The 11,116-nt window shown below is 29.3% G+C and carries 11 protein-coding genes; 2 read left to right on the top strand and 9 right to left on the bottom strand.

Features of this window, described 5'->3' with window-relative positions; all coding sequences use genetic code 11:
• Positions 1 to 259 precede the first annotated feature (259 nt).
• From LBD57_RS00170 to LBD57_RS00135, 8 genes are all read right to left on the bottom strand, one after another.
• The gene (locus tag LBD57_RS00170; protein ID WP_373469333.1) at positions 260 to 2,374 is read right to left on the bottom strand and encodes a tetratricopeptide repeat protein; all 2,115 of its coding nucleotides are present in this window, start codon (positions 2,372 to 2,374) and stop codon (positions 260 to 262) included.
• A gap of 13 nt (positions 2,375 to 2,387) precedes the next feature.
• Complete coding sequence (rimI, locus tag LBD57_RS00165) at positions 2,388 to 2,816, bottom strand: ribosomal protein S18-alanine N-acetyltransferase (protein ID WP_373469332.1); 429 nt, start codon at positions 2,814 to 2,816, stop codon at positions 2,388 to 2,390.
• On the bottom strand, positions 2,813 to 3,754 hold the full coding sequence (gene pdxA, locus LBD57_RS00160; RefSeq protein WP_373469331.1) for a 4-hydroxythreonine-4-phosphate dehydrogenase PdxA: 942 nt from the start codon (positions 3,752 to 3,754) through the stop codon (positions 2,813 to 2,815). Before pdxA ends, rimI begins: the two co-directional genes overlap by 4 nt.
• A gap of 4 nt (positions 3,755 to 3,758) precedes the next feature.
• Positions 3,759 to 4,805 (bottom strand): SurA N-terminal domain-containing protein, encoded by a 1,047-nt coding sequence (locus tag LBD57_RS00155; RefSeq protein WP_373469330.1) that lies wholly within the window; start codon positions 4,803 to 4,805, stop codon positions 3,759 to 3,761.
• Between the two features lie 28 nt (positions 4,806 to 4,833).
• Complete coding sequence (locus LBD57_RS00150) at positions 4,834 to 5,706, bottom strand: peptidylprolyl isomerase (RefSeq protein WP_373469329.1); 873 nt, start codon at positions 5,704 to 5,706, stop codon at positions 4,834 to 4,836.
• Between the two features lie 74 nt (positions 5,707 to 5,780).
• A complete protein-coding gene (locus LBD57_RS00145; RefSeq protein ID WP_373469328.1) occupies positions 5,781 to 6,701 on the bottom strand; it encodes a TerC/Alx family metal homeostasis membrane protein in 921 nt (306 codons plus the stop codon).
• Positions 6,702 to 6,746: 45 nt separating this feature from the next.
• The gene (gene ychF / locus LBD57_RS00140) at positions 6,747 to 7,838 is read right to left on the bottom strand and encodes a redox-regulated ATPase YchF (RefSeq protein WP_373469327.1); all 1,092 of its coding nucleotides are present in this window, start codon (positions 7,836 to 7,838) and stop codon (positions 6,747 to 6,749) included.
• 22 nt (positions 7,839 to 7,860) lie between these two features.
• Positions 7,861 to 9,129: a glutamate-5-semialdehyde dehydrogenase gene (locus LBD57_RS00135; protein WP_373469326.1), complete on the bottom strand. Its 1,269-nt coding sequence runs from the start codon at positions 9,127 to 9,129 to the stop codon at positions 7,861 to 7,863.
• A gap of 329 nt (positions 9,130 to 9,458) precedes the next feature.
• Between LBD57_RS00135 and queC the strand changes: the two genes are divergently transcribed.
• Both queC and LBD57_RS00125 read left to right on the top strand, forming a co-directional pair.
• Positions 9,459 to 10,109: a 7-cyano-7-deazaguanine synthase QueC gene (gene queC / locus LBD57_RS00130; RefSeq protein WP_373469325.1), complete on the top strand. Its 651-nt coding sequence runs from the start codon at positions 9,459 to 9,461 to the stop codon at positions 10,107 to 10,109.
• Positions 10,090 to 10,824: a 7-carboxy-7-deazaguanine synthase QueE gene (locus LBD57_RS00125; RefSeq protein ID WP_373469324.1), complete on the top strand. Its 735-nt coding sequence runs from the start codon at positions 10,090 to 10,092 to the stop codon at positions 10,822 to 10,824. Before queC ends, LBD57_RS00125 begins: the two co-directional genes overlap by 20 nt.
• Positions 10,825 to 10,890: 66 nt before the next feature.
• Here LBD57_RS00125 and LBD57_RS00120 read toward each other — a convergent pair whose 3' ends face one another.
• Positions 10,891 to 11,070 carry a hypothetical protein gene (locus tag LBD57_RS00120; RefSeq protein ID WP_373469323.1) on the bottom strand — a complete coding sequence of 60 codons (180 nt, stop codon included), beginning with the start codon at positions 11,068 to 11,070 and terminating at the stop codon, positions 10,891 to 10,893.
• Positions 11,071 to 11,116 lie beyond the last annotated feature (46 nt).

Here is an 11,116-nt window from a genome sequence, read left to right as displayed (position 1 = left end):
ATTTAAACTACTTTTTTTAATATTAAGCATTAAGAAATTTATTAGCAGAATAGAAATATTACGTACAGCAGTTATAGAAAATTGCAGGCAAAGAACATATTGGAAAACCTGAAATTGAGATGGGCATGGGATGTTATTTACTTGACTTGACCGCTTTAACGAAAAATAGGAAAATCACTCATAAAAAAGGAGGTTTGGGGGAACCCTAATGCTAAAGTCAGGTTTTATTTAAGAGCCTGTCTAAAATCTTAAGTCTTTCTTATTCCCTGATTTCAAAAATTTTTGTAGCTTCCAATATTACTTTTATATTTGAAGAAGGTATAAATATTTTTATTTCTACTGGCACCTTTGATGCTAAAAAAACTTTATACTTTAAAAATTCTATTAATATATTGTTTTGCGATAAACTTTCTATCAATGCAGTATTGGAATTTATTGTCAAACTAGAATTGTTTTTTGAATATATTAAATTACTACCTTTTTCTATAGGTTTTACATCTAAAAACTGTGCATAAAAATCTTCACTAAATATAATACAGAATTGATCTATTATATCAAGCAAGAATTGAGGTATTTCATTTTTTGCAGCTTCAGGATCAATTTTTACAGTCTTACCTGCAATTGTTACAGACATCCCACCTATAACAAACAAAGACGGGAAATCAAATTTTATATTTTCCCCCTTACTATACGACATATATAAATAAAGCTTTTTACTTAAAATTCTTGAGCTAATTTTTGCCCTGAATCCTGTTTTAAACGATAAAAGTCTATCGTAATTACTTTTGCTTCTTAATAACATTAACTTGTACAGTTCCTCTTTGGGCATTTGTGATTGAACAAAATGTAACTTGTTTTTAATTAATTTATCTTGTTTTGAGTCATAAGATAAAGAATATGAAATCCACGCTTTTGTATAATTTTTTAAGGCAAGATAAGTGTCGCCTAAATGAGTATATGTAAGAGGTGTTTGCATAATACTGAGTGCATAAATAAATGTTTTTTCTGCTAGATAGAAATTTTCCAACTTAAAATAAAGCCGACCTAAAGAATCCATAAAGTTACTATTTTTTGGCTCTAAACCTAAAGATTTAGCAATGAATTCTTTTGATCCATCTAATTTAATACCCTGTTGTGCATAACTGTATCCTAAATAATTAAGCGCTTGTGAATGTTGTGGATTTAATTTTATTGCCTGTAAAAGAGCCTTTTCTGCTTGAGAAAACTTTTTGTCCTTATCATAAGAAATTCCCAAATAAAAATAAGCATCTGCAAAATCAGGAGATTCTTTTATTATTTTGTTAAGGTATTCTATAGCTTCATTATACTTGCCCCAATCTATATAATTTAAAGATGCTAAGTAAAGTATATTTTTATTATTCGGTTCTATTGTTAAAGCTTTTAAAAAGTATTTTTCTGCTTGCTTATAATTTTGTTTTAAAGCATAGTAATGACCAAGCCTTGTTAAAAATGCAATATTTCTTTGATCTTTATTTACAACAATTTTAAATACAGGAATAGCTTTATCAATTTGTTTAGTTTTTTCATAAACCATTGCAAGCCAATAATTTGTTTTTATATCGTCAAAAGATATTTTTTTTGCTTTAAATAAAATATCTTTTGCATCAGAATAATTTTTCATATCATAATAACACTTTCCTAGCTGAGAAAGTACATTTACATCATCAGGAAAATTCGCTATATATTTTTTATATTCTTTTATAGCTAGTTTCACTTGTCCTAAACTTTCGTAAATATGAGCTTTAGATAGAAAGGCATTTCTAATATTTGGATTGATTTTTATAGTTTTATCGTATGATTTTAACGCTTCTTGATGTAGACCTAATTTTTCTTGTATATTAGCAAGTTGCAAATAGCTTAAAGGATTGTCTGGCTGTTGTTGAGAAAATTTTGTCCAATAATCTAAAGATTTTTCTAACTTATTATCAAATTGATATAAAGACGCTATGTAGGCTATTGCAACTTCATTTTCTGGATCAAGTTTAAGAGTCTTTTCCCAAAATTCTTTAGCAAGTTTAAGCTTGTTTGCTATCATATAAAAAACAGCTAATGAAGAAGTGGTTTTTGGATTATTCCCGTCAAGTTTTTCTAACTCTTGTGCTATTTCTAAAGCTTTGTCTTGTTTTTCCCCTCGTAAATAAAGATATGCAAGATTGCCATGCGCTACCATTGCATTTTTGTCAAGCTCCGTGACATATTCTAGCTTATTTATGGTTTCGGTTATACTCCTTGTCTTTAAACTATACATCCCTTGCAAAAATGCTTTATAAGCATCATATTTTGTTGCAAAAGAAAATTTATTTAATGACACTAAAGCAAAACATAAAATTAAAAGTGATACTTTCCATTTCATTGCAGATAATCTCTTATAAACAATGCTTTAATATTAAAGCATCTTCAGTTTTATAATATTTTTTACGTACTCCTATTTCTTTAAATCCAAAAATTTTATATAGTTTTAATGCAATTATATTTGATTTTCTAACTTCAAGAAATATAAATTTTACTTTTTCAATGGAAGCTACACTTAATATATCAGTAAGCATAGCCTTTCCAAAAGATTTATTTCTAAATTTGTGACAAACTGCAATGCGTAATATTTCCATTTCATTTTCAAAATGATCTATTACATAATAGCCAATTAATATTTCATCTACAATTAAGACCTTAAATATAACACAATTATTATTTTTTGACTCTAAAAACATTTCCTTAGTCCAAGGTTTAAGGAAAGATTTATTTTCAATGTCAACCACTTTGTCTAAAAAAATATCAGAAAAATTTAAAAATTTCATGTTTGTTTAAATAAATATTTTGCAGCATAAATCATTGATTCTATCATGGCACTTGGGTTTGCTACGTTTTTGCCTGCTATATCAAATGCTGTTCCATGACCTGGAGATGTACGAATAAAAGGTAACCCTGCAGTAATATTTACTATTTTTGAAGCATCTATACATTTTAGAGGTATCATTAGCTGATCATGATACATCGTACATATTAAATCAAACTGTCCTTGTTTTGCTTTTAACCAAGCAGAATCAGCTGGAATAGGTGGTGTTATGTCAACACCTAGTTGTACTAATTTTTTGTACGCAGGTATTATAATCTTTTTTTCTTCATTTCCTAAAATAGAATTATCTCCAGCATGTGGATTAAGACCACATAATGCTATCTTTATATTTCTTTTATTTTTTTTAATAAAATCAATACTTAAAAGTATAGTTTGTACAATATTTTTTGTTTTTAAATTTTTAGAAACATACGATATTGGAATATGTCTTGTAACCGTAACTCCTAATATGTTGTTGCAAGCCATTAACATAGCTATTTTCTTTGAATTTGTGAGATTTGCAAGTAGTTCTGTGTGCCCAGGGTAAGTTATTCCAGCAAATTTTAAAGATTCTTTTGATACTGGCGCCGTAACAAGCGCTTTTATTTTATTATTCAAACAATATTTTACAGCTTCTTTAATAGCAGAAACTGCAATTAACCCAGACTTTTTTGTTGGAATAGAGCATTTTACGTTTCCTAAATTTGATGTTGCAGTAAACTCGAAGTTTTTTTTATTTCTACAATACTTTTTTAATAAGCAATTAAAAATTTGTTTATCACCAAAAATAACAGGGCTGCAGACTCTTTGTACTTTTAAAGAATCTACAGCCTTGCAAACTATTTCGTAGCTTATTCCCCCTGGATCTCCTAAAGTAACTGCTATGCGGGGTTTTGGCATTTTTTTACCAAGTCTTATTAATTTTGATATTGGCTTTAGACTTTAGAGAATTAATATATTCATTATATGCAACTCTTGCATTTGATTGATATAGTAATTCCAATATGTCACCTTTTACATCATCAAAATTTATATCTCTCTTCGCACGTTTTTCTTCAACTTTTACAAAATGATATCCAGTATCTGTTTTTATAGGTTCTTTTGTGTAATCACCAACTTTCATTGAGAAAACAATTTTACTTATATTAGAAGGCAAATCATCTTTTGCAACTAATCCTAGATCACCATTTCTCGCTTTAGAAACTGGATCTTCAGAATATTCTGCTGCAACATCTGAAAAAGTTTTCTTTTGAAGTTCTTTTTTTACAGTTGCAACTTTTTCTAACGCTACTTTAACTTCAGCTTGACTTGCTCCTTTAGCGCAATTAATAAAAATTTGTCTAAGTCTTAACTGTTCACCAGACATTCTTTTTAAGGCTGTGGCTAAAGTTTCAACTAAAAAGTTATCTTCTGTAGAAAGATTAGTTTTACCACCGTTCATTTTTACATCTATTTTGTTGTATAAAGCTTTTGCTTCGGTATCTGTAGGAGGCTTCACTTTAGGCTCAACATTTTGCTTAACGAGTTTCATAATTGCTATTTGATCATTGAGCTTCTTTTCAAAGTCAGCAATTGTCATATTTTCTTTTTTAAGTTCAGATTTAAATTCTGCATCACTAGAAAACCTTTTTTTGATTTCTGTAAGTCCATCTTGAATTTCTTTTTTTGAAACTTTAATATTTTGGTTTTTTGCCTGCTGTTTCAAAAGCAAATCATCTATTTTTTGATTTAATACAAGATCTTTAAGCTCGTTTTCTTTTTGAATAGTTTGAGATGATTTTGGTGTTGCTTTCTCATATTGCTCATAAATAGGTGCAAACAAACTATTAAATTCTGATGATAAAATAGGTTCTCCATTTACTACAGCTAATGTCTTATCAACAACTTGTGATGTTGCCAGAACAGTTGAAGCTATTAAAAAGCTTGTAAAACTTATTAAAATTTTCTTCATACTTTGCTCCTAGTTTTATTGCTTAGTTCTACTTAGACTTTTCTTCTTCTGTTGAAGCTAAAGGTAAATCATAATTTACTTTAACTTTAAGACTTTCTTTTTGTTTACTAAACCAATTGTCAAATTTTTCTTTTTCTAACATTTTTTTAATAGTTTCTTTTGCTTGGTCAAAAGGAATAGCTGGCAATTTTTGCTCTGACACTTTAAACACTATATGATATCCGTAAGGAGTTTCTACTATGCCAGACATCTCATTCGTCTTTAAGTTGACAACAGCCTCTTCAAATTCTGGAACTAAATCTCCTTTTTTGAATGGACCAATAAGTCCACCGTTGGCAGCTGAACCACTATCTTGAGAAACCTCTTTTGCTACTTTTTCAAAAGATTCTCCATTGCTTAATCTTTCAATAGCAGTTTGTGCTGATTGTAAATCTGCAACGAGTATATGTCTTACAGTATATGCAACAGGCTGATCAAATAAATCTCTGTGATCGTCATAATATTTCTTTATCTCTTCGTCATTAGGCTCTATGACTTCATGAATTTCTTTTATATAAGATTCTATGAGCAAACCATTTTTATAATCTGATAACTGCTTTTTTTGTTCTGTTTCGAAAGCGGATAAAGCGTTTTTATAATCTTCTCGTTTTTCAACGCCTGCTTTTTTTGCAGCTTCTATAACAACAGTTTCTTTTAATATTGCATCAATAAATTGCTTTTTACCTATAGCGGTTGATGCATATTTTTGATATTCTGCAGGGGTTGCAGCTAATCTCTCGTTTAATTTAGCTTCTGTAATTTTTTCGTTTCCAACCTGAACTACTACAGGACTATCTTTTTTGCAAGAACACAAAAAAAACCCAACACATACAATACTAGTTAACAACAATTGGCTCTTCATTACGACATCTCCTTTATTTAGCCTCAAATAGGCAACTAAAATATCTAATATTTTACATATTTATATTATATTAGTCAAAAGTCAAACTTTGTATTGCTGTACTTTGATGCTATAATTGAAGACAACAGTATTGTAATTATTACCAAAAGCGATAATAGTGTCGGAATGTCTATAAAGTGCGAAAGTATCATTTTAAAACCAACAAATAAAAGAATTATAGCTATAGCAAACTTTAAGAACTTAAATTTTTCTGCAAGATTAGACAAAAGAAAATATAAGGCTCTAAGCCCTATTATTGCAAATATATTGGAAGTATAAACTATATAGGGGTCAACAGAAATAGACAAAACAGCAGGAATAGAATCTACAGCAAATATTATATCACTCATTTCTATTACTACTACAGCTGCAAACATTGGCGTTGCATATAAAACTTTATCTTTTTTTACAAAAAAACTTTTTGTCTTATTATTGTTGTCTAAAGGAATTATTTTTCTTAAAATTTTATATGCAATATTATTTTCCGGAACAATTTTTTTGTTCTTTTGCATCATCATTTTTACTGACGTATAAATTAAAATAATGCCGAATAAATATATTATCCACGAAAAAGCATTTATTAATCCTATACCAACAAATACAAAAAGAAATCTAAGGATAACTGCTTCTATTATACCATAAATTAAAACTTTCAACTGATTTTGTTTTGGAATATTAAAAAAAGAAAAAATCATTAAAAAAACAAACATATTATCAATAGATAAAGAATACTCGACTATATATCCTGTAAAAAATTCTAAAGCTTTTGATTGTCCCAGCCAAATGTAAATGATGCTACCAAATATAATGGCAATAGCTGTCCATACGCTCACTATAATACTTGCCTTTTTTGTATTAATACTCCCTTGATTTTTGTTTGAAACAATTAAATCTATAAATAAGCAAACTATAACAATAACCCAGAACATTAACCACATCGCAACTGGAGTTTCCATTTAGTCTCCAAAAATTTAATATAGGGTTATGCCTGCCTAAAACCCTTAAACATTAAAACGAAACTCTATAATATCTCCATCTTTAACAACATACTCTTTGCCTTCACTTCTAATGAGGCCGGCATCTTTTACAGCTTTCTGGTTGCCAAGCCTAAACAAATCATCAAAACTCATTACCTCTGCACGAATGAAACCTCTTTCAAAGTCAGAATGTATCACTCCAGCAGCTTGAGGCGCTAAAAAACCTTTTTTTATTGTCCAGGCTCTTACTTCTATTTGCCCTGCTGTCAAAAATGTTGCAAACCCTAAAAGATCATATCCTGCTTTAATTAGCCTGTTTAACCCTGGCTCTTTTAACCCTAAATCTTTTAAGAAAGTTTCTTGGTCACCTTCAGACAACTCTGAGAGTTCTGCCTCTATTTTTGCACATATAGAAATTGCTTGTGTCCCTTCCTTTTTTGCTCTTTCTTTTACCAATTCCGTATATTTGTTTTCCAAAGAAGGCAAACTGTTTTCTTCAACATTACATACATATAATACAGGTTTTGCCGTTATTAAAAAAAACTCTTTTATATCTATTTTTTCTTCATCGTTTAATTTAAGAGTTCTTACTGGTTGCCCTTTATTTAAATGAGCTTTTACTCTTATTGCAAGCTCTCTTTGGGAAAGTATTTTTTTGTCGTTAAGCCTTGTTGCTTTTTGAAATCTTTCAATTCTTTTAGAAATTGTATCCATATCTGCAAATATAAGTTCCATTTCTATAATTTCTATATCTCTTAAAGGGTCAACTTCTCCCATAACGTGTGTTATATCTTTATTTTCAAAACACCTCACCACATGCACAATAGCAGAGGTTTCTCTTATATGGGCTAAAAACTGGTTGCCTAAACCCTCTCCATTTGAAGCACCCTTTACAAGGCCTGCAATATCAACAAATTCCACTGCAGCGGGCACTACTTTTTTTGCATTATAGAGATTCAATAAAAAAGTCAATCTTTTATCCGGAACAGTTACAACTCCTATATTTGGCTCTATAGTACAAAAAGGATAATTTTCTACCTCTGCGCCAGCTTTTGTTATAGCGTTAAATAATGTTGATTTCCCTACATTTGGAAGTCCTACAATGCCGAGTTTCATACAACCTCTTAGATTTACCCTTTTAATTTCTTATTGCGCCACTGCCTTGTACAACATATTTTGTAGTTGTTAGTTCTTTAAGTCCCATAGCGCCTCTAGCGTGAAGTTTCTGTGTTGAAATTCCAATTTCACACCCTAATCCCAAAACTCCCCCATCGTGAAGTCTAGTAGATGCGTTTACAAAAACAGCAGCAGCGTCTATCTCAGCAATAAATTTGTTTGCCTTTTCTCTATCGCTAGTTATTATAGCTTCAGAATGCTTAGATCCATATTCATTTATGTGTTCTATTGCTTCCTCTAAAGAATTTACTATTTTGATAGATATTTTTAAATCAAGATATTCTGTACTCCAATCTTCTTTCTGAGCATCTTTTACAGAAGGGATTATATTTTTGGTAATGGAACAACCTCTTATTTCAACACCTGCTTCGGTATACAACTTACATAATTCAGGTAATATTTTTTCAGCTATATTTTTATGTACAAGAAGAGTTTCTATTGAATTGCACACAAAAGGCCTTTGACATTTTGCGTTTAATGCTATTCTAATCGCCATATCTATATCTGCACTTTCATCTATATATGTATGACACAAACCTGTTCCATGCGATAAGACAGGAATCAAAGAATGAGCTTTTATAAACTGAATTAAATCATTACTGCCTCTAGGGATTAGCAAATCTATTAAATTATCTAAATGGATAAGTTCTTGTACAGCAGATCTATCTGTTGTATCAATAAACTGAATTGCCCCTTCAGGCATACCTATACTTACAGCAGCTTCAGATATAATCTTTATAAGAATGCTGTTAGAATTTATTGCTTCAGAGCCGCCTTTTAAAATTATGCTATTTCCAGCTTTTAAACACAAAGCAGTAGCGTCTACAGTTACATTCGGACGAGCTTCATAAATCATAGCTACTACACCTAATGGGACTCTTATTTTTTTTACATCTATATTATTTGCTGAAGTAGATATTTCTTCAACTAGACTACCTATAGGATCTTGTAATAGCACTATATCTTTGATACTTTTTGCCATTTCATTTATACGCTTTTCATTTAACGTAAGTCTATCTATTAAAGTGTTGTTTATGCCTGCCTCTTTAGCTGCTTGTACATCTATTTCATTATGAAACAAAATCTCTTTAATATTCTTCTCTATCGCAAAAGCCATAGCTAAAAGAATGTTGTTTTTTTGTTCAGTGTTCATTATTGCAAGCTTTTTTGAAGCTTCTTTGGCTGACTTAGCTTTTAAAAGTACTAGTTGTTTTTGTTGGTTGTTTTCCATGGTTATCTCCGACATATTTTTAGTTTTAGTTTATTTTCAGCATTTTAGCAAAAACTTATAAAAACGAAAAGGCATTATAGATTTTTGCAACAAACAGTAGTAACTAATAACGATATAGCATTTAAATAATAAAGAAACAATATATCTAAAGATTTATACTTTTTTGACAAAACAATAAGTTTATGGGCTTAAATAATGTGAATTACTCCTCTACAATATTTGCTCCACATATTATCTTTATCGTATAATAGTATTAGTGTTATCGTAAACTCTTTATATACAAAATTATAATGAAAATTAAATAAATTGCAATTTTAAAGGAAACCATTATGAAAACAACGTCAAAAGCTATAGTTTTACTTTCTGGAGGGTTAGATTCCACAACGGTACTATATTATGCATTGTCAAAAAAATATGAATGTAATTGTTTAATATTTGACTATGGACAAAAGCATAAAAAAGAGTTGAAGTCCGCAATAAAAATTGCAAAATCAGCAGATGTTAGTTACTCTATTACAAAAATAACATTACCTTGGTCAAATGATGCATTAACTAACAGTAATAAAAAGATTCCTATACATAAACGACTACCTAAAAATATACCTCTCACTTATGTCCCTGGCAGAAACACTTTATTTCTTTCTTACGCATTATCTTTTGCACAATCAATTAATGCTAAAAGCATATTCATCGGTGTTAATGCTGTAGATTTTTCTAATTATCCTGATTGCACTCCAAAATTTATAGAAGCATATAATAATGTTCTAAAAACTTTAAAAACAAAAATAACTATTCAAGCTCCTATTTTAAAACTAAATAAAGCTCAAATAATCAAATTAGGAACAAAATTAAATGTACCTTATAAAGACACTTGGACCTGTTACAATGGATTTGATAAGCCATGCATGCAATGTGATTCTTGCAAATTAAGAGCAAAAGGATTCAAAGAGGCAAAAATAGATGATCCTGCCATTAAATAATTTACAAGCTCCTTTTTATGAAATATTTTTCTCTTTTCAAGGAGAAGCCTTATATACAGGACTTCCTCAAATTTTTGTAAGATTTGCTGGATGTAATATTAAATGCAGTTACTGCGACACAAATTATTCTATAATAGTATCAAAAAAAGCAAAGTATTTAACTACCAAAGAAGTTATAGAAAAAATTGAAATCTTATATAAAAAACACAAAAAGAATTTTACTAGTACTAAACCTTCTATAGCTTTTACTGGTGGAGAACCTTTATTATATACTGACTTTTTAAAAGAATTATTACCTAAACTTAAAATGAAGGGTTTTAATGCCTATATTGAAACAAATGGTACATTATATAGAAGTTTAAAACAGGTTATAAGGTTTTGTGATATAGTTGCCATGGATTTTAAGCTTCCCTCAGAATGTAAAAAAAGCTTCTGGGAAGAACATAAAAAATTTTTAAAAATTATAATTTCTAACAAAATCGATGACGCTTTTATAAAATGTGTAATAACAAAAAATACAACACTTAAAGAAATAAAACAAACTGTAAAAATAGTAAAGCCTCTAACCAACGATATATCATTGATACTGCAACCATCTTTAGATAAAAATAAGCCTATGATACAAAATTTGCATTTGTTTTATACATTTGCAAAAAAATTTATACCAAACGTACATATTATGGTACAAATGCATAAAATATACAAAATACACTAACAAAATTTTAGGACACAATCCTACCTATAGTTTGCACAAATCTAAACTATTGGGTAGTGCTTAAAATTAATTAAAGTCATCCATAAAACAGTTAAAATTATAAGCCAAAAGATTTGAACGCAATTTTTCATTGAGCTCAGATTGACTAGGTTTTAGATTCTTATTGTGGGACTTTACGTTAGATTCTTCAATATCGTATTTGTGTTCAATTTCTGCAACAACTTTTTTCAATAATTCTTCATTCATACAAACTACCCTCTACTATTTAGATGTTTGAATAAAAAGAATATTT

Source organism: Candidatus Endomicrobiellum cubanum (assembly GCF_031278955.1).
Taxonomy (GTDB): Bacteria; Elusimicrobiota; Endomicrobiia; order Endomicrobiales; family Endomicrobiaceae; genus Endomicrobiellum; species Endomicrobiellum cubanum.
Note: the sequence above shows the minus strand (reverse complement) of the source record. Positions and strands in the feature narration are given on the sequence as shown.

Coding starts and splice junctions, on each gene's coding strand:
- rimI (WP_373469332.1), bottom strand. CDS start 2,816: ATGAAATTTTTAAATTTTTCTGATATTTTTTTAGACAAAGTGGTTGAC.
- LBD57_RS00120 (WP_373469323.1), bottom strand. CDS start 11,070: ATGAATGAAGAATTATTGAAAAAAGTTGTTGCAGAAATTGAACACAAA.
- LBD57_RS00150 (WP_373469329.1), bottom strand. CDS start 5,706: ATGAAGAGCCAATTGTTGTTAACTAGTATTGTATGTGTTGGGTTTTTT.
- queC (WP_373469325.1), top strand. CDS start 9,459: ATGAAAACAACGTCAAAAGCTATAGTTTTACTTTCTGGAGGGTTAGAT.
- pdxA (WP_373469331.1), bottom strand. CDS start 3,754: ATGCCAAAACCCCGCATAGCAGTTACTTTAGGAGATCCAGGGGGAATA.
- LBD57_RS00125 (WP_373469324.1), top strand. CDS start 10,090: ATGATCCTGCCATTAAATAATTTACAAGCTCCTTTTTATGAAATATTT.
- LBD57_RS00155 (WP_373469330.1), bottom strand. CDS start 4,805: ATGAAGAAAATTTTAATAAGTTTTACAAGCTTTTTAATAGCTTCAACT.
- LBD57_RS00170 (WP_373469333.1), bottom strand. CDS start 2,374: ATGAAATGGAAAGTATCACTTTTAATTTTATGTTTTGCTTTAGTGTCA.
- LBD57_RS00135 (WP_373469326.1), bottom strand. CDS start 9,129: ATGGAAAACAACCAACAAAAACAACTAGTACTTTTAAAAGCTAAGTCA.
- ychF (WP_373469327.1), bottom strand. CDS start 7,838: ATGAAACTCGGCATTGTAGGACTTCCAAATGTAGGGAAATCAACATTA.
- LBD57_RS00145 (WP_373469328.1), bottom strand. CDS start 6,701: ATGGAAACTCCAGTTGCGATGTGGTTAATGTTCTGGGTTATTGTTATA.